The sequence below is a fragment of the Hahella sp. CCB-MM4 genome (assembly GCF_002260525.1).
Lineage (GTDB): Bacteria > Pseudomonadota > Gammaproteobacteria > Pseudomonadales > Oleiphilaceae > Hahella.
On sequence record NZ_MRYI01000019.1, the window covers coordinates 22,544 to 42,010 of the forward strand.

A 19,467-nucleotide genomic window follows, 5' to 3' on the forward strand; every position below is an offset into this window, starting at 1 on the left:
TAAAAGGTTTTAATGGCATTTAGCCTATTCTGTTCATACTGTTCACGAAAGCTCTCCTGTATAACTGGAGTCTACTGGTCGGAGGATTTTGGGGTATTGCCGATGCTAGCGCCTGTCGGAGCACGATGTGTTAGTGTGAATGAAGTCTATTTTGCTCTTTCTCATAACTTTTTGATTTCTCAAGTTCTTCCTGAAAGAACTGCTCCAAAGTCGACCATTTTCCTACAACACTGCCATTCTTAAGTCTGGCAGAGATATTTCCGGCTGAATCAAAAAAATACCCAACGTTTTCAGTAAAACTATAGGGCCTAACGGCAAAATACGTGTAATCATCAGACAGTCCGTATTGCCTTTTCAATCGTTCATTCGAATAACATATGTCCCTTGCCTGAAACTTCGAATGATCGATGAGGTTGGCTTGTCCTATTCTGCTCGCAATACCAAACAACTCCATACTGTAGATATGCGCGCCATTCATAGACAAAAGAAGATCGATGTAGTTTTCTGGTATAGCACATGTAACTTTATCAACTTCTGGAGATTTAATTTCCTTAAAAAAGGTAAATAGAAAATTCTTTTCACCAACCCATGGACGGGGATAAATCCTTATATAATCAGATTCACACTGTACTCCTTTATCGACAAAATCCACCATATGAAGAAACAGCGCCTCAGACACATTTCTAATTTGGTTAATCCATTCTCTAACTTCTGGCTCTAAATCCTCGAAGTTACCATGCTTCATAAAATCTGCTCGCTTCATATTCAAATTTCATCATACATATTTGCACATGCATCAATAGCATCATCAGACCAGAGTTCTTGTCGTTTGTTATTTGGGGTTGTGGCTCTTGCATAAAATATGTTGCAAGAAGGATGAATCCTTCTTTGATGTTTCAGTTGTTTCTACGAAAAGCGGAAAGTTAAATCCGCAAAATACCGCGAAATGTCAACTCACAGGTGTGGCTCCGAGTAAAGGTAAGCGCTTTAGCTGGTGGTATTGCAGTGAAAGACCAATGCAGTGTTTCAGCTCTTGAGTGGGAACAACCTGTCCCAAGTTGAACACAATGGCCCGATGACCGTCATATTCAAACAGGTCGCCATAAAGCTCGCGAAAGGTTTCTACCAGTCGGGTTTGGCAGTGGAAATAGACGGCATAGCGTTCGGGAGTGGCAGCTTTCCAGTCTATTCTCACTGTGCTGCCACCAGGGCAAAAATAGCTTGGCTCTCCCCATTTGAGGGTTTCAGTTACCTGATCTATCCCCAGTTCTCTGGCGGTTTCAAGAATCAGGGACCTTATCGATAGCAAAATACTGCGGACGTGGTCGGGGTAGTCCGCAAACTTTTTACGAACTTCCCTATCCTGAGGCGTTATGCCTGTCGAGGTCTCCTGATTCTTCATCACAACACCTGCGTTGTTATTGAGACAGGCTTTCGAAAGCCTGGGCAATATCCCCAAGGATGTCGTCAATGTGCTCAATACCCACACAGATGCGCAGCATTTCAGGACTGACACCTGCGGTTTTCTGCTCTTCTTCGTTCAACTGGCGGTGAGTGGTAGAGGCAGGGTGACAGGCCAGGGTTTTGGCGTCGCCGATATTGACCAGCCGCTTGATCATCTTGAGGGCATCGTAGAATTTGACACCTGCTTCGTATCCACCCTTGATACCAAACGTCAGCAGGGAGGATGGCCGTCCCTGGAAGTATTTTTGGGCAAGCTCGTAGTAACGGTCACCTTCCAACCCCGCAAACTTGACCCATTCAACCTGTGGGTGTTGTTGCAGATAGGAGGCAACAGCCAAAGCATTGTCACAATGGCGCTCCATTCTTAGAGGTAGGGTTTCAATTCCCTGTAACAGCATAAAGGCGCTCATGGGGGACAGAGAAGAACCGGTGTTGCGTAGGGGGACCGTACGTGCTCTTGCGATAAAGGCGGCTTCGCCACAATCCCGGGTGTAAACCACGCCATGGTAAGCCGGCTCAGGTTCGTTCAGTACGGGGAAACGGTCTTTGTGATCCGCCCAGGGAAACTTGCCTGAATCTACAATAATGCCGCCAAGAGTGGTGCCGTGCCCGCCCATATATTTGGTCAGGGAATGCACGACAATGTCGGCACCGTACTGAATCGGATTCAGCAGGGCCGGAGTTGCTACTGTGTTGTCCACAATGACAGGAACACCGTGACGATGGGCCATAGTGGCAATGGGTTCTATATCAACAATATTGCCGGCCGGATTACCGATGGATTCACAGAAGACGGCCTTGGTTTTGCTGTCGATCAGTTTTTCCAATGCCTCCGGGCTGTCCGATTCGGCAAAACGGACCTGGATTCCCTGCTTCGGCAGCATATGGGCAAACAGTGTATAGGTTCCGCCATATAACTGCGGAGTGGTAACAATATTGTCGCCGGCTTCGGCGATGGTCAGAATGGCATAGTTGATTGCTGCACTACCCGCAGACACCGCCAGGGCAGCTATACCGCCTTCGAGGGCAGCCACGCGTTTTTCAAGAACATCCCAGGTGGGGTTCATGATACGGGTGTAGATATTGCCGGGAACCGCCAGGTTGAACAGGTCTGCACCGTGCTGGGCATTGTCGAATTCGTAGGCTACGGTCTGGTAAATGGGAACGGCACAGGATTTGGTTGTGGGATCTGTTTCGTACCCTTCGTGAATACAGATAGTTTCTTTTTTCATTATGGTTCCTTGACGTTGTTGTTATGAATTAAGCAGTGCTCCGGTCGCCATTAATGACAGGATTCGTATACAATCGCCTGCTTGATTCAGCGTTATGGTGTCGTGCTCGTGCAATATAGAGTCGTGCTTGTGCAATGCATCAGCGATTGTGCTTGGTTACCGGGTGACTCGCAAGTCGTCAACGCTCGTTCAGTGAGAGAGCAGGGGAGAGGCAATGGATCCGATAATTTCCGTCAAGAATCTCAATAAAGTCTATTCCTCCGGGTTTCAGGCTTTAAAAGACGTCAGCGTTGATATTCATCGGGGTGAGATATTTGCCCTGCTGGGCCCGAATGGTGCCGGGAAGACAACGTTGATCAGCACGATATGCGGAATTACCAGCCCAACGTCCGGTCAGATTCAGGCCGATGGTGTGGATATCATCAGGGATTATCGAGTTGCCCGTAAGCTGATTGGTCTGGTTCCACAGGAGCTCACCACGGATGCGTTTGAAAGTGTCTGGGCAACGACCAACTTCAGCCGGGGATTGTTTGGTAAGGCCCCGGATCCGGCCTATATCGAGAAAATCCTGAAGTCCCTGTCACTGTGGGACAAGAAAGATAACCGCATCATGGAACTATCCGGGGGGATGAAGCGTCGTGTGTTGATAGCCAAGGCGCTGTCTCACGAGCCAAAAATCCTGTTCCTGGATGAACCCACGGCCGGAGTGGACGTTGAGCTGCGCCGGGAGATGTGGGAGCTGGTTCGCAAGCTTCGGGATGATGGGGTCACGATCATACTGACCACTCATTACATTGAGGAAGCCGAGGAAATGGCTGACCGTATTGGAGTGATCAGTAAGGGCCGGATTATTCTGGTGGAAGAAAAAGCGACGCTCATGGATCAGTTGGGGAAAAAGCAGCTAACACTTCATCTGCAACAGCCCATGAGGAGTATTCCTACCGAGTTATCCGGGTACGCCCTGGAGCTTCTGGGCGACGGACAGACCCTTGTTTACACCTTTGATGTGCATGCCAGTGAAACCGGTATCGGTGAAATTTTGCGCAAACTGAACGAGTTGGGCGTCGATTTTAAAGACTTGAAGTCCACCCAGAGTTCTCTTGAGGAAATTTTTGTGGGTCTGGTACGTTCTGCAGCGCAACAGAAAGAGGAAGTCACCGTATGAACGTATATGCGATACGGGCCATCTACAAATTTGAAATGGCCAGAACCTGGCGCACCCTGATGCAGAGTATTGCCTCGCCGGTCATTTCGACGTCGCTCTACTTTGTGGTGTTTGGCTCAGCCATAGGTTCCAAAATGATTTCTATCGATGGGATCAGCTATGGGGCATTCATCATTCCCGGCCTGATCATGCTGTCGCTGTTGACAGAAAGTATCTCCAACGCCTCCTTTGGAATATATATGCCGAAATTTACCGGGAGCATATATGAGATCCTGTCTGCGCCGGTATCCCCCATTGAGGTGGTTTTGGGATATGTGGGGGCGGCGGCCACCAAGTCGGTGATTCTGGGATTATTGATCCTGGCTACGGCCAGGCTATTTGTGGATTTTGAGGTGTTACACCCGCTGTGGATGTTCTCATTTCTGGTACTTACTGCCGTGACATTTAGTTTGTTTGGATTCATTATTGGTGTCTGGGCAGACGGATTTGAGAAACTCCAGATTATACCTATGATGGTGGTAACGCCCCTGACGTTTCTTGGTGGCAGTTTTTATTCCATTAACATGTTGCCGCCGGTCTGGCAGACCATTACTTTATTTAATCCGGTTGTATATCTGATCAGCGGCTTTCGCTGGAGTTTCTACGGTGTGGCGGATGTCCATGTGGGTGTCAGTGTCGGAATGACGTTTGTGTTCATGCTGCTCTGCCTGACGATTATCTGGTGGATTTTCAAAACCGGCTACAGGCTGAAAGACTGATCCGCTAATACGGGGGAGTGCCACCCCAATACCAGGGCTGCCCGGACTGGCATCAGAGTTACCGGGTCCTTTGGGTTAAATTTACTCCCAGCCTTGTATTCTGGCCCCATACAGCTATCTTTTTGAGAGTAAGCAACAGGGATAACGGTGTTGCATATGACGGAAACCAAACACTCGGGCGACTGGGACAATTGTGAGTCTGGAGATAGTCGCGCTGAGCACACTATTCTGATTGTTGATGATTCTCCGCTAAACCTGGATGTCGCGATGGCCTGTCTTGAAGGAAAGGGCTATCGGGTGGTTGCCGTGGAAAACGGTGTGGAAGCACTGGAGATTGTCGAAACCTTACACCCCTCCCTGATACTGCTTGATATCATGATGCCTGAAATGAGCGGTTTCGAGACCTGCCGCAGGCTGAAGAAGATCGATACTGTCAGGGATATACCTGTGGTCTTTATGACCGCATTGACTGACGTTAAGAGCAAAAAAGAAGGGTTTGAAGCCGGTGGTGTTGATTACGTCACCAAACCATTTCAGACCGAAGAACTGGCCGCCCGGGTTCATACCCACATTTCTCTCCAGACTGCCTATCGGGATCTCAAGGATAGCGAACAGCGCTATCGTCGTCTGATGGAAACCACGCCTGACGCCATTCTTGTGCAGGACGACAGTGGGATCGTTTACCTCAATACCGCGACAGTCAAACTGTTCGGTGTGCAGGAAAACCAGCAGTTGCTTGGTGCATCCCTGCTTGATTTTGTCGCGCGGGACAATCAGGAGATTGTTGAGCAGCAGCTCCGGCATGTCTGCCAGGATGATCAAAGCCAGGCTGTTCCACTGATTGTGGAGCTGTTTCGTGCCGATGACAGCGAAATGGACGTGGAGCTTCGCTGCATCCCCATCTCCTATCATGGCGCGACTTCCCGCATGTTTGTACTCCGGGATGTGACGGAAAAACGCCGGCAGGAAGCCATTATTGAATTCCAGGCTACCCATGATCCATTGACCGGGCTTCCTAACAGGAGCTTGTTTTATGGACGGGTAACCCAGGCGATCAATCATGCCCAGCGCAGTGGTGAAAAACTGGCGATCATGTTTATCGACCTGGATAAGTTCAAGCTGATTAACGACACTCTGGGACATAATGCCGGTGATGAATTACTGCGCATCATGTCCGCCCGCCTGAAGGAGTGCACCCGCGACTGCGATACGCTGGCGCGTATTGGTGGGGATGAATTTGTGTTGCTGGTGGATCAGGCCGGCAGTGAGGCAGCATTGACCCATCTGGCCAGCCGCCTTATCGAAGCGGTCTCCGTGCCTGTCAGCCTGCTGGGCTACACCCATGCAATCAGCTGTAGCGTTGGCATCAGTACCTATCCCGATGACGGTGATACGGTGGAGCTACTGTTGAAACGGGCTGATATTGCCATGTATCGGGCCAAAGACGCGGGCAGGAATGCATTCCAGTTCTTTACCTATCAAATGCAGGATCGGTTGAACGAGCGTCTGAAACTGGAAATATGCATCAAGCAGGCTTTGGAGAAGAAAGAGTTTTATCTTCATTACCAGCCACAGGTGGACTTACGTACCGGAAAGATCATGGGACTTGAAGCGTTGATCCGTTGGGAGTCCGCCGAGCTTGGGTTTGTTGAGCCTTCAGAGTTTATTCCGGCAGCGGAAGACAGTCGCCAGATCATCAAAATTGGTGAATGGGTGCTGCGGACCGTGTGCAGCGACCTGAAAAGCTGGAAGGAGCAGGGCATCTCTCTCGTGCCGGTGGCCATTAATATTTCAGCTCTACAATTTACCGGACAGAATTTCGTGAGGCTGATCAAAGATGTGATCAGCCAATATGATGTTGATGCCAAGTATCTGGAGCTTGAATTGACGGAAACCCTGTCTATGTCCGATCCGGAAGCCTCTGTGGCACTAATGCGCAGGCTCCGGGGTATCGGGGTTTCCATGGCCATCGATGATTTCGGGACCGGCTACTCAAATCTTTCCTATCTCAAGCGATTCCCGGTTAACAAATTAAAAATTGACCGGGCATTTGTCTCAGGTCTAACCAACAGTCCGGACGATCACTCCATTGTCATGGCGATTATCCGGATGGCTCAGGGATTGGGGCTAAAGACAATCGCTGAAGGTGTTGAGACAGCCGGGCAGTTATCTCTATTGGCAGAACAGTGTTGTGATGCCATTCAGGGGTATTATTTCAGCCGACCGATTTCGCTCAAGGATATAACCGCCATGCTGAAGGCCGGCGGTCGTCTCGATCTGACTGAGGTGGGACGCAGCCCTGAGAAGAATACTCTGCTGGTGATTGATGATGAGCCTAATGTCCTTGTCAGCATTAAAAGGACTCTGCGAGGAGAGCCGTATGAGATCCTGACGGCTGAAAAAACGACAGAGGCCTATGAAATACTGGCTCGCCATGAGGTTGGTGTAGTTTTGTCAGATCTGAAAATGCCCAATGAAAGTGGAGTGGAGTTTTTCAGTAAGATTAAGATGATGTATCCCCAGACGGTCAGGATTCTGTTGACGGGATACGGAACCATCGACAGTCTGGAAAATGCGATCAATCAGGGCGAAATATACCGCTACATGGCCAAGCCATGGGATTCCAATCAACTGACGGAAGTCATCTCGTCCGCCTTTACCCAGTATGAGAAGAATTCCCGGACCGATTGGACACAGGAACAGGTTTCTGAATATCCGATCTCAGTAGCCCAGGAGTAGACTTCGTCTGCTCCTGGTTGTAAACACTGTGGGGTATTGTCAGTTGCTTGCCACCAACGTGATTGTTGACGACTTGGATCTTCTTAGCCATCAACGCTTTGTGCTTTTACCCTGGGCATCCAGCAGGTCAGTTTTTGATGCAATTGCTGCGCATTAAAGGGCTTGGCCAGAAAATCATCCATACCGACATCAATGCAATGCTGGCGGTCATTTGCCATTGCATTTGCCGTCAAGGCAATGATGGGAAGCCGGTTGCTGCCCGGGCGTGCTCGTTCCTTGGTGCGTATGGCTATGGTGGTTTCATAGCCGTCCATTACCGGCATCTGGCAATCCATGAGGATTACGTCGAAGGTCTGCCGGTTTAGCTTGCTGAGTGCTTCTTTACCGTTTGTGGCTACCTCGGCGCTAATTTCCAGCGTTTTCAGTAATTCCAGAACATATTCCTGATTGGTGCTATTGTCTTCCACCAGAAGAACCCGTCCCGACAGTGGAGGGTGGATGCCTCCTTTAATCCGGTGATCCTTCGAGGCTAACCGCGGGCTTGGCGGTCGGGCTTTGCGGGCTGCCGGGTCTCTAGCCAACCATACTGTAAACCAGAAGGTAGAGCCGGCATTCATCTGACTTTCCACACCGATTTCGCCGCCCATCAGTTCCACCAGACTTTTCGATATGCTCAGGCCGAGTCCGGTACCGCCATAGGTTCTGGTTGTGGAACCATCCGCCTGGGAGAACGATTCAAAGATTTTCTCCTGTTTCTCCGGAGCGATACCGATGCCGGAGTCTTTGACGGATATTTCCAGCCTGACACCGTGGTCGTTCTGTTCAAGAATATCCACCTCGACCAGAATCGTGCCTTCCTTGGTGAACTTGATGGCATTGCCGACCAGGTTGGTCAGAATCTGGCGCAGCCGGTCGCTGTCACCGATCAATGTTTTGGGTAGATCGGGAGAAGCCCGGCAATTCAGCATGACATTCTTGGCCTGGGCTCTTGGGGAGAATATGTCGAGCAGATAGGAAAGTAGCTCATCAAAACTGAAAGGATGATTATCCAGCTCCAGCTTCCCGGCCTCAATTTTTGAGAAATCCAGAATGTCGTTAATGATGGTCAGCAGGGCTTCCCCTGAATTAACGATGGTGTCCAGATATTTGTGCTGCTTTTCTGACAGGCTGGTATCCGCCAGGATACTGGCCATCCCCAGAACACCATTTAACGGGGTGCGTATTTCATGGCTCATTCTGGCCAGGAATTCACTCTTGGCTTCGTTTGCCTGTTGGGCAAGTTCTTTTTCCTGCCTTGCTTCCTTAATGTGTTTCTTGATTTCCTTTTCCATAAACACAAAGGATTCCGCAAGACGACCAACCTCGTCACTGGATCTGTCGGCCAATGCCTGTACCGCATGGCTGGGCTGGTCATCCTGAATAAAGTCATGGGAGGGCAATTGCTTCGCGTATTCGGTCAGGAAGTCCAGTGGCCGTGAAATTCTCGAGACCCATAGGAATGCGATGAGGATGCTGCCGAGGAAAAACAGGGCGATAATCAGACTCTGGCTTTTCACCAGATTTTGCCCTGGCGCCGCAATTTCATGAACCGGCACCACGACGGTTTGGTACCAGTCAAAGGGTTTGAAATAGCTGACGTATGCGACCACCTGTCGATCATCCGTCGGCCGGGTCTGAATGGCAAACGGATCTTTATAACGATAGATGGCCTGCGATGGTGGATCTTTGATCGATACCTGATCTATCAGCGTTTTCAACAGTTGCTGTTGTTCCTGGTTCAGGCTGGAGGTGATCGAATTGCCTTTATCCAGCGTTGGCGGCGGTACCAGAATTTTTCCGTTGCCGTCGAATAGGAATGCATATCCCGTATTGGCGACGCTGATATCGGGGAAGGTTTTCCGGAGGCTGTCGATAATGGACTTCATCTCCTTGAGGCTTTGAGCCTCTACATACTCGAAGTCCACCATGGCAACAAGGGTCAACTCCCAATCTGCCAAGGGGAGAAAGTAGCCGATGTGGCGGCTCTCCCTGTCGCTGCCGGGTTTACGCCAGTTGAAGATCGCCTTGTCGCCATAGGAATCCAGGTTGTCGTCGCGCATGGCTTGATAGATAACCCGTCCCTTAAAATCCGTCAGTGAGGTAATCGTGGTTGACTCCACGTCAGGGTTGGGGTGGGCCACGATGCGGCCGTCTCGGTCAAAGACAAAGACCTCAACTTCTCCGAACTGGACTTTCCTCAACCAGTCGAGGGAGATGCCCAGGGCTTCCTGCCTGCTCAAGCGACCTGATTTGTACTGGTTAACATAGGCGTCAAAGGCGGATTTGGTGTATTGGGAGATGTTATGCAGGTCAGTCTGAAGACGGGAGAGGATATCTATCTTTTCTCCGGTGAGTCGGTCATAGCCGGCCCTGATGTTAAGCTCTACCAGTTTCAGTACGTTCTGTGCTGATGACTCTTCTGCCTGAAGCATTGCCCGCCCGACGTCCCGATGAGTGAAGTACAGGATGGACAGTGCGGCAATGGACATGATTAAGAGAATCAGTGAGATAATTCTCGATCTTAGCGAGTGAAATCTGAAACGACTGAAAAATTGGCTGGTGGAGCTGGCTGTTTTCAATGGGGCACCTCAATGGCCTTATATATTTCATCAGCTGCTGCCAACCACTCCGCATGCAAGTAAAGTCCGATTTTTTCTGCCGTTTTAAGATTGATTGAAATATTGGGCTCCTCTTCGTACAGCTGATTCAGATCCCTGGGCTTGGCTCCGTTAAAAACCTGGCCCAAATTTGATGCGAGAAACAAGCCGAGTGGCTTGTAATCCGGTTTGGACATGCTCATCAAAATGCCATATTTCACCTGCTCAGAACCCAGTTGCGAGAAGGTGGGGATATTGTGCTTGTTGGCAATTTCGACAATGTTGGTAATGCTTTGCTTATTCACGCCGCCCTGTTCTGTAATATAGAGCGCGTCAGAGTTACGTGCCAGATAGTCAATGCAGGTGAGTACACTTTCGATCGCTTTCTGATTGTCAGGAATGTCGCTCATTGTATGACAGCGAACGATTTCGAATTTGTCTTCTTCTGCAACTTTTTCAATGGTTTCCAGTGCGGTATAGGCTCTACCGGCTTCTGAATCTTCGTAAGCCACCCCCAAACGCTTGAAGCCGATGGCATCATGGAATACACGAATCTGGCGTTCGTAACGATGTGGGGAAACCCTGGCAAAGACATGATTATAACCGGAATCCTCAGCGCTTTTGATGATGCCGGAGCGAATCGGATCTGTGGTGGAAATAACGAACGTTGGTGTCTTGTGTGAGTCGTTAGCCAGATCCTGACCTGCCCAGGTGCCCATGGCAAAGATCAGGTCGATGTCTTTTTGGTAGTTCAGTCGGTGGATGATCGCTGCACTGAGTACTTCCCGGTTTTCCTGAACCCAATCTGCGGAATAAAAAGCATCTGACGGAAAAGTGAGAAATTTGCTCTTGGCATTCTTTCCTACCCAATCCCACAGAGACTTGCTATCCAATTCAGCAGGTATGGGAGTTTTTTCAATCCAACCCAGTTCCATCAATCCGCTTAATAAAGCAAACAGTGAACTCTGGTAGTTAACATAGTCTCCACCTTCGTAGTAAGCGATACGCCACTTTTTTACCACTTCCTTAACATTAGGAGGAGGTGTGCTGGCATAGGCCGACTCGGCATAAGCGGATGTGCACCCCATCCACACCATGCCTGAAATGCTCATGAAAGCAAAGATTGTCCTGACAATCGCCCTGGTGCTCATCGCGTCTCCGTTTGCGTATAGTGAATATATGAACCCTTAAAGCAGCACCATAATTTTCAAGCTTATCATTTTGGTGTATCAATCTCTTTGAAAAGCTCGTCGGTAGCACCAAGCAACAGCAAAGAAGGATTGAACTCAATGATTTCGGCTGTTTTCAGATTCAGCGCCATTCTTGGAGGCTCTTCGAACAGCTGAGGCAACTCATTGGGCTTGGCTCCATTAAATATCTTGGCCATGGTTTGCGCGTGAAACTCGCCAAAGTAACGGAAATTAGCCTGCGACAGGCTGGCCAGTATGCCGTAGCGTACTTCCTGTGATCCGGACTGGGAAAAGGTTGGTATCTTGTATTTATGTGCCGTTCTGACAATTACCGGAAGGCTCTTATTGGTGACGCCGCCCTGCTCAGTGACGTATATGGCATCCACTTTGGGAGCCAGCTGCTGGTAGCAATTGATTGCACTGTGTTCCGCCAGGCTGATATTGCTGATGTCACTTTGCGTATGACAGGGAACGATCGAGAAACCGAGTTTTTTGCCCAGCTCCTGAATGGTGTCAATGGCGGCATAGCTGCGGCCGGCCTGCGTGTCCTCGTAGGCCACACCCAGGCGTTTGAAATCGGTGATGTCATGAAACACCCTGATCTGCCGGGCATATTTGCCTGGGTCGATGGTGGCGTTGACATGGCTAAACCCGGAATCCTCAATACTCTTGATGATACCGGCCGAGACCGGGTCCGTGGAGGACAGCACCAGGGTAGGGGTGTGGTGGCGGTCATTGGCCAGATCAAGACCTGCCCGTGTACCCATGGCGATCATAAGATCTATGTCCTGTTTGGAATTCAGGCGATCGATGATGGTGTTTTTCATTTTCTCGCTGAGCTTGTCGTCCCAGTGAGCACTGTAGTGTGCATCTTTGACGAACTCGATGTAGTCACTGTCCAGCGACTCCGAAAACCATTTCCAGAGATCGGCCGTCTGTTCTCCCTCCTGCGGAGGGATGATCTTGGATTCAATCCATCCCAGTGACATCAGAGATCTGACCGTTGCGGTGAGAACCTGTTGATAATTGATGTATTCTCCGCCCTCATAGTAGCCGATACGCCAGCGCTTACCGTCATTGGTGACCGGGTCAGTGCTAAACCTCTGGCTGCTCGGATCCTCTGCCGACACGGATAGGCTGGTCCAAAGGGTCATCAGAATGACCGCAACAAGAGCAGGTAAATTTGGCTTGATTCTCATACTCCATTCTCCTGTGCACACTTGATGGCGTTGGATTGATGGTTACGCCAGTGTATTGAGGTTCCCCCGTCCATTACTTCTACTGCACATAGTGTTCAATAATCTGATGAAGGTTTGAGATTCACGGGATGTTTCTGCCCCATAGTCCAATACATTGCAAACGCTCACCTTGTTTGCCTGAAACACTATATTTCTCAGTCGGTTGCGCAAGTCCTTGCTATTTTAAGGAGCAGCCCGAGTTTAGAATGTTGTGTTTCAATAGCATAGCCATAATTTGGTTTATTTCCAGATATCAAAATCATTACCTGTAATAGACCAAATTACTGATTATGTTGGCTGAAATACGGCCAAAGATTCTGACTTCAACTCGTGGATTCCATTTTATACACCATGGTAGATTCTCTTGCCGCGAGGATCTGAAACAGAATCACGGTGATCAGGTAAATGGCACCCAGAGTGGCGACACCGATGCGCATATCTGTCAGTGACGCCACAGTGGAAAACACAATAGGTCCCAGCATTTGCCCGATTCGACTGGAGGCTCTGAAAATTCCCAATGCTTTGCCTTCACCGTATTGTTTGCTGACATCCAATTGCAGTACGTAGGCACTCTGCGAAGGCAGTACAAAACAACCGGAGAGGCCTAACAGAACAACCGCCACTGTTGCAGCATATATGCCTTCGAGGCCGGCAAATGAAAGGAATGCCAGGCTGGCCAGAATACCCCCGATCATGATCGGGAATTTCTTACTGGTTGCGCGGTCGGCAAGGCGGCCGATAGCCGGACCGAGCAGGGTGAGGCAGATACCATACAACATCAGGGTTTGTCCGATCTGGGATTCAGCCACTCCAATCCGACTCAGGTAAACCGGAGTGAAGTAGTGCAGAAATCCGATCACACCGATGGCCGCCGGGAAACTGCTGAGCAGTGCAACGGCGATAAAACGTGGATCCCGCAGGAACTGCCATACCGAAATGGAGGACGTTGCAGGAGTCGCGGTTGTTTGCGGAGCCGCTTGAGTATCGGTCTTAACTGCTGGTTGGTCAGATTGATCCTTGCGCAGATACACAATGGCGTAGGTGGCGACGGTGATGACCAGTAAAGCTCCGGTAACAAATACCACCGCGTAACCATAGCGCTCGGCGATCATGGCACCAGTTGCTGCACCACAGATACTGCCGGAATAGAGACCGGCAAAAAGATGAGCCAAACCTTCTGTCTTGGTTTTGGCATTGGTATGGCGAATTACAAATCCCTGGGCTGCCAGTAAGGTTAATCCGTAACCTGAGCCAAGTAGTGCCCGTGACAGGATGAATTGCCAGGCATCCGGAGCCAGCCATGAATACACCCCGCCGGCCGCCGTTAACACCAAGCCGCAGGCGAACGGCTGTTTCCAGCCCTTACGATCCAGCCAGGCGCCGGAGACAAATATAGCAATGCCCACGCAAAGAAACTCAACAGAGATCGGCAAACCCAGCACGAACTCTCTCGATAATCCGGGAATGGCGACGTACAGACGCTCCATATGCAGAGGCAGAATCGACATGGCCAGATCTATTGCAAACAAAAACAGGAAAATAGCCGGGCGCATGGATTTGTAGGTCGGGCCGGATCTGGCTGTTTCGGCGGAATTTGGCGTCGATGTGGCCGGCGACATGCTGCCGTTGAACAGGAGGATTGACAGTTCTATGCTGATTAGGAACGCGATCAGCATGACGGTAATATTATCCGTTAGGAGTGAAATCAAAAGATTTCCCAGATCCTGCGTGGCCAACGTGTTGCCCAGTAGCAGGGTCAGATCTGACTCGATGTCCTGCCATATTGTGGCAAACAGTACCGCATGAGCCGCACCAATGGTCAGGGCTCCACAGATGATGGGGATCATACGGGAGCGCTTTGTCGGTGAGGTGTTTTCAGGCGGGGAGAATTTCACCAACACCGCCAAAAAGATCGAGCTGACAGACAGTACCAGCAGGCCGACAAGGGCTGACTGGAGCAGGGAATTGGTCACGGCCTCCTGCCTGTGAATACGGCCGGACTCCGTGACCTGGCGATCCATGGAAATCAGGATCGTTTCGGAGTCTTCCTGCAGAGGAATCACAACATTGTAGTGATCCTTTTCAGTGGAGTAGCGCCAGTTGCCGGCCGGCATCGGAGCCGAGAAGGTTCCCGCCGTCACCGGGAGGGATTTTAACTGGTAATCACTGGGCAGCATGGTGCCGGGCATGTCCCCCGAGGTGCTGTTCTGGATAGCTCCGGAGGCATTTGCCAGGGAGACTTTGATGTCTCCCTCGGTGCCTGACTGGCGGGTTGCGTTATCAGGCACAAGCAGCGCAGACTGTTTGCTTAGCTGGTCACTCAGTTCAGTCCGGATTTCATTGAGATAGGCATTATGCAATCCTGAATCCGCATCTGATGAATTCGCATGAGGATGGCCGGTGGCCACTCCGGTAGAGGAGATCGTCGTGGACAGAAAGTATTGTTCGTGCAGGCGCTCAAATACCATATAGGAAAGGAATGCACTAAGAGACAAAATCACTGTCAGAAGCAGAGCGGTTTTAATGAAATACTGCAAAGGCTTAAGTGCCTTCATTCGATAATCCTCCCTCATCCGGATTTGACCGGTATCCATAAAGCGGGGTTGGTCCTGGTCGTTAACAGTTGTACGTTAACAGTAGATAGCTGACAGGGATCAGCTCAGTGTGGTCTTCAGAATTTCCACTACCAGATTCTGGTAATTCAGCCCTGCTGCTTCTGCTGCCATAGGGGTGAGGCTCTCCCGATTCATTCCTGGAGCTGAGTTCACCTCAAGGACCCAAGGTTGTCCGGCATCATCCAGAATGATGTCAACCCTTCCCCAGCCCCTGCAGTCCAGCGCATCAAACGCTTTAAGGGCGAGATTCTTCACGGTCTGTTCCAATGCATCAGAGAGCCCGCAAGGAAGCAGGAATTGATTGTCATCTTCAAGATACTTGGCCTGATAATCATAGTACTCTCTTCCAGGTTTCACCCCAACGACCGGTAAGGCGTTGCCATCCAGAATAGCGACGGTGTATTCGCTGCCTGGAATCCACTTCTCGGCGAACACCAGACTGTCATATTCTGCGGCTTCCCGATAGGCGGCCTCCAGCTGTTCCGCTGTCGTGACCCGACACATGCCGATACTGGAGCCTTCATGAGCCGGCTTCACCATGGCAGGCCCTCCAAACCAGGACATGACGGCTGCCCAATCTGTTTCCTTGCTTAAGAGTTGATAGGGGGCGCTGGCGACATTCACAGAATCCCATACCTGTTTCGCCTTTAATTTGTTCATGGCCAGTGCAGAAGCAAGTATGCCGCTCCCGGTGTAGGGTTTGCCCAGCAGCTCCAAGGTGCCTTGGATGGAACCGTCTTCTCCGCCTCTGCCATGCAGGGCAATAAAGGCACGGTCATACTGTTCGGTGATCAAAGGGGACAGACTTTCACGGGGATCTACCATGAAGCAGTCGATGCCGGCGTCTTTGAGGGCGCCGAGGACGTTTCTGCCGCTATCCAGTGAAATGTCCCGCTCAGCGGAAGATCCGCCGGAGAGGACCATGACACGGCCAAAGCTTTGGTGATCGAAGGCTTCATCAGGTTTGCTTGAGTATTGTTCCATAATCTTTTCCCATGTATGTAGAGATGTGCCCAATGAGCCATTTCCCATTGGACAGGGGTTACCTCGGGTAGCGCCCTTCCTGAATAAAATGTCGACCTGTGTCGTTACACGTTTTGCAGGAATCTTTTCCAGCTTAGGCTGGTGGTGGGAGGGCCCAATGAAAGTGTTTGCATGACACTTTCATTAAAATTACTTTCCTGAGAGTAGTCATCGTCGTGCTGATGATTAATTCGGAAAGGAGGTGTGCTGTATCTTCCTTCGAACAGATAATAGGGATTGGTGGTCAGCTTCCAGCCGGTGGCAGTGTGTTGAATCCGGATGCCGGCTTCTGCTTCCTGTTGGCAGCGCATCGGAATGAGATCGATGCTGGAGAAGTCCAGATCGAACAGCTCCTGCGCCACAAGGGCAACGGCCAGTGCGCCGGTACAACAGGCGTGGGTCTCGCGGTTGATGCCACGTTCAAAACAGCGGTTTTCGACCATACCCAGATGATTGATCCGTGCAAAGTTCACGCTGATTCCTTCGGGGAACAGGTTCTGACACCTTTTATTGATGTAGTAACCTATTCTATGAACAAGAGAACCGCCCATTCCTTTGCGGGAATCCTGAGGCTTTTCTCCATTGACGGTAGAACCGAAGATCAGGTCTGACAGTCCGGAAATGGAAAAATCCAGATCAGGGAAAATCACCATGTGAGGCTCTCCGGTAAATACCAGATACCCTCTCAGGGTCAGCCGCCCTTCCGGAATGTATTCCTGAAAGTCCGTTGCCCGGAAGTTGATCGTCAGCTCGTTGATGACATCAATGGCACTGCTCAATGCTGAAAGGTTGTTGGTCGATATCAGCTTTGCCGGCATTTTGCGCGGGTTCCCCAGGTTAACCCAGCTTCCGTCCATACCGTCACTCCCTATAGTCACTGCGTTTGGTTGTGACATGGGAATTTCGGTCATGATCGTCGTTGAGGTGATCTGGTAGGTCCGTCGCAGGTAGTCCGCCACACAAATAAGGCCATTGCCGCAGCATGCAGCTTCATCACCATTCGGTTCAAACATCCTGAAGACAAAGTCCGCCGGAGGAATCACCGGGAGCTTTTTCCAGTACTGCCTGGCTTTCATGATGGAGGTCATGGTCTTAAAGGTGGGGGTCTGAATGACCAGCAGATTATCGCAACCGATACCAAATGAGGTGCTGGTTGCTTTGCCGGCAAACTCTGACCAACCCTCCTCGGCAAGAGGAGAGGATTGAGTGGCATCAACGATTACAAAGTTGTTGCCACAAGAGGTGTATTTTACAAAAGGAATCGTCCCTGACGCCGCATCTATAACTCCTTCATAGTCGTCACATGACATACAAGACTCCTTTTAGTGTGATTGCGTACATCCCGCCATTGAACATAGCACGGGAAGGGGGGACTTCCAGAAAGTTTCAGTGTTAAAACGCAATAATTGGTAAGTAAAAATTATCTACGGTAATCCTTATTTATGTGACTTCTTGTCATAAAAATGCAAATCCCGATACTGTCTAACTTTATGATGGTAAATGATTTTTATGGTTTTATGATGGCCAGATTCGCAAAAAGTGAATGAGTTGGAATTTTTTAATGACGAATGCCTGTTTTTTGCAGGGGGAGAAGCATTTGGATCAAGGATGAAGGGCAACGAAGCCAGCTGGAAACTGAGCTGGTGACAAAAAATTCTGGCATGACAGAGGTTGGCCGTTAAAAAAATATTAAATTTCCTGACAGTGTCTGTAACAGAATGGCGGGTGGAGTAGAGTTAAAGAAAAGTTGGGGAGGGGCCATGGCCGCATATGCTGCCGGTTACCTTTTATTTCAAAACCTCTGAGGAAAAGATGGAAAGGCTCCGCATATCGGAGCCTTTGTATCGCAAAGGATTATTGATCCAGATCCCACGCATCCCGCCAGTAAGCACCTACTCCTGGTTCATAGTGGTTGGCGTTCGGGGAATATATCGTGCACCACCCGCTATAGGGGAATGGTTTGCAGCGATAAACTTTTCCGTCTCTGGCAAGTACCCGGGTCCCTTCTTTATATAAGCTCAGGCTATCAGGGTACTCGTAGTCATAGTCTCCATCCGGAGGCGTTGTGTCGTCTCCGTCCTTCAGCAGGAAGCCCTGGGTTTTCTGCAGTACTTTGCCGTCCTCGCTCTCACCTTTGATAACCAGTGAGTGAGCACCTGCTTCGGCCTTCTCAATATCGATCAGGAAGTTATACGTTGTGTTGTCAACGCTCGCTTCGGCAAACCCGGCAGCTGAACCATCAGGTGCATATATGTAAGCACTGACTTTCATGTTGGTGTTGGTCGACACGGTAAAGTCTACCGCAGCCATTCCGGATTCAATGGTATATTCACCTTTGACGCCTGTGAGTTCCAACTGTGGTTCCGTTGTATCGCCTTTGACGATCTCCACCTCGACCCGCCCGATGTCGCTGTCCGCTTTGGAGAAAATGTCGTTCTGGCCATAGGCGGGGACAATGTCTCCCTGTTTGTTTAACTTCCCTGCGCGTATCGCATCAGACTCTTTGTTAATGGCGGAGGCGAGCAGGAACGGCCACTGATCCTTCCGGCCTTCATCGGCAGAATTGATTGCCAATACTGTCTGTAACCCCGAGTTTTCGCCTGTGGCGTCGAACACACGGGTTTTAACCTGGTCGCCGGGCAGCAGATCGATGGAAGGGTTAATGTCGCCGATATCCTGCCATGGGGATGGGTCGGTAGGATTATCCCCACCAAAATCTACATCAACCACCTGGTAGAAACTGTTGACCGTGTCGCCCACATCCCATACTCCCAGAATAACCTGGTAACCATTGCGGGAGGGGACATCGCAGTTGTGGGTTAAGTCAGTGGGCGGGCGCTGGTTGTTGCCCTGGTAACTACAAAAAGGCTGTGATTCAAATGAGCTCCGGGTCAGTGGTGCATTCGGGTTCCAGCCTTCTTTGGTGATGTAATAACGCCAGTCTCTGGTGGCATGATTGGCGGTGAAATGCCACTGGAAGGTATTGGAACCTGCCTGCATGGGGAGCTTGTTCCAGCGGTTGACGGACTGTTCGTCCAGTTCTGAAAAGTGAGATACTCCGGCGCTCGCGATTTTGCCGTCTGAAGGGCCGGTTTCAGGATAGCGATCCGGACCTTCAACACTCTGTGGTTCCCATTGAACGGCGCCACAGTTCACGTTGTCTCCAAGCTTACATTGGTAGGAGCGGGAGGCCGGGCTGGAAATGTAACCATGTGCGAGTACATCCTGAGCAATGAACGGCAATGTGATCAGGCACCCGAGTACGAGTTTTTTGGTATTTAATTTGTTCACGGTGAATCCTCTCTCTGTATATTGGTAGAGTCCTTTACTCAAGGAGGAAGAGGTATCATATAACGCTGTTAAAATAAGTAATATCGGCAATTTATCTGATGTTTGTAAGACCTGGA

General features: G+C 50.2%; 13 protein-coding genes. 3 read left to right on the forward strand and 10 right to left on the reverse strand.

Annotation, left to right across the window (positions count from 1 at the left end; translation table 11 throughout):
* Window positions 1–130: 130 nt before the first annotated feature.
* From BTA51_RS24225 to BTA51_RS24235, 3 genes are all read right to left on the reverse strand, one after another.
* A complete protein-coding gene (locus BTA51_RS24225; protein WP_094711660.1) occupies window positions 131–763 on the reverse strand; it encodes a hypothetical protein in 633 nt (210 codons plus the stop codon).
* Between the two features lie 186 nt (window positions 764–949).
* Window positions 950–1,402, reverse strand: a complete 453-nt coding sequence (locus tag BTA51_RS24230; protein ID WP_094711661.1) for a DUF1801 domain-containing protein — start codon at window positions 1,400–1,402, stop codon at window positions 950–952.
* 16 nt (window positions 1,403–1,418) lie between these two features.
* On the reverse strand, window positions 1,419–2,696 hold the full coding sequence (locus BTA51_RS24235) for an O-acetylhomoserine aminocarboxypropyltransferase/cysteine synthase family protein (RefSeq protein WP_094711662.1): 1,278 nt from the start codon (window positions 2,694–2,696) through the stop codon (window positions 1,419–1,421).
* Between the two features lie 214 nt (window positions 2,697–2,910).
* On the opposite strand from BTA51_RS24235, the gene BTA51_RS24240 reads away from it, so the two are divergent.
* From BTA51_RS24240 to BTA51_RS24250, 3 genes are all read left to right on the forward strand, one after another.
* Window positions 2,911–3,861 carry an ABC transporter ATP-binding protein gene (locus tag BTA51_RS24240; protein ID WP_094711663.1) on the forward strand — a complete coding sequence of 317 codons (951 nt, stop codon included), beginning with the start codon at window positions 2,911–2,913 and terminating at the stop codon, window positions 3,859–3,861.
* Window positions 3,858–4,619 carry an ABC transporter permease gene (locus BTA51_RS24245; protein ID WP_094711664.1) on the forward strand — a complete coding sequence of 254 codons (762 nt, stop codon included), beginning with the start codon at window positions 3,858–3,860 and terminating at the stop codon, window positions 4,617–4,619. The genes BTA51_RS24240 and BTA51_RS24245 overlap by 4 nt, the downstream gene beginning before the upstream one ends.
* 156 nt (window positions 4,620–4,775) lie before the next feature.
* Window positions 4,776–7,358: an EAL domain-containing protein gene (locus BTA51_RS24250; protein WP_094711665.1), complete on the forward strand. Its 2,583-nt coding sequence runs from the start codon at window positions 4,776–4,778 to the stop codon at window positions 7,356–7,358.
* An 83-nt stretch (window positions 7,359–7,441) separates the two neighbouring features.
* Here BTA51_RS24250 and BTA51_RS24255 read toward each other — a convergent pair whose 3' ends face one another.
* The 7 genes from BTA51_RS24255 to gbpA form a co-directional block, all read right to left on the reverse strand.
* Window positions 7,442–9,886: a cache domain-containing protein gene (locus BTA51_RS24255; RefSeq protein ID WP_246841174.1), complete on the reverse strand. Its 2,445-nt coding sequence runs from the start codon at window positions 9,884–9,886 to the stop codon at window positions 7,442–7,444.
* 86 nt (window positions 9,887–9,972) lie between these two features.
* Window positions 9,973–11,145, reverse strand: a complete 1,173-nt coding sequence (locus BTA51_RS24260; RefSeq protein WP_094711666.1) for an ABC transporter substrate-binding protein — start codon at window positions 11,143–11,145, stop codon at window positions 9,973–9,975.
* Window positions 11,146–11,210: 65 nt separating this feature from the next.
* Window positions 11,211–12,383 (reverse strand): ABC transporter substrate-binding protein, encoded by a 1,173-nt coding sequence (locus BTA51_RS24265; RefSeq protein ID WP_094711667.1) that lies wholly within the window; start codon window positions 12,381–12,383, stop codon window positions 11,211–11,213.
* Between the two features lie 362 nt (window positions 12,384–12,745).
* Window positions 12,746–14,977 carry an MFS transporter gene (locus BTA51_RS24270; RefSeq protein WP_246841175.1) on the reverse strand — a complete coding sequence of 744 codons (2,232 nt, stop codon included), beginning with the start codon at window positions 14,975–14,977 and terminating at the stop codon, window positions 12,746–12,748.
* Window positions 14,978–15,076: 99 nt separating this feature from the next.
* A complete protein-coding gene (locus tag BTA51_RS24275) occupies window positions 15,077–16,021 on the reverse strand; it encodes a D-alanine--D-alanine ligase (protein WP_094711752.1) in 945 nt (314 codons plus the stop codon).
* Between the two features lie 104 nt (window positions 16,022–16,125).
* Window positions 16,126–17,370, reverse strand: coding sequence for a diaminopimelate epimerase (locus BTA51_RS24280; protein WP_094711668.1), 1,245 nt, complete (start codon window positions 17,368–17,370; stop codon window positions 16,126–16,128).
* Window positions 17,371–17,914: 544 nt separating this feature from the next.
* Window positions 17,915–19,351 (reverse strand): N-acetylglucosamine-binding protein GbpA, encoded by a 1,437-nt coding sequence (gbpA, locus tag BTA51_RS24285; RefSeq protein WP_094711669.1) that lies wholly within the window; start codon window positions 19,349–19,351, stop codon window positions 17,915–17,917.
* Between the last annotated feature and the right edge of the window lie 116 nt (window positions 19,352–19,467).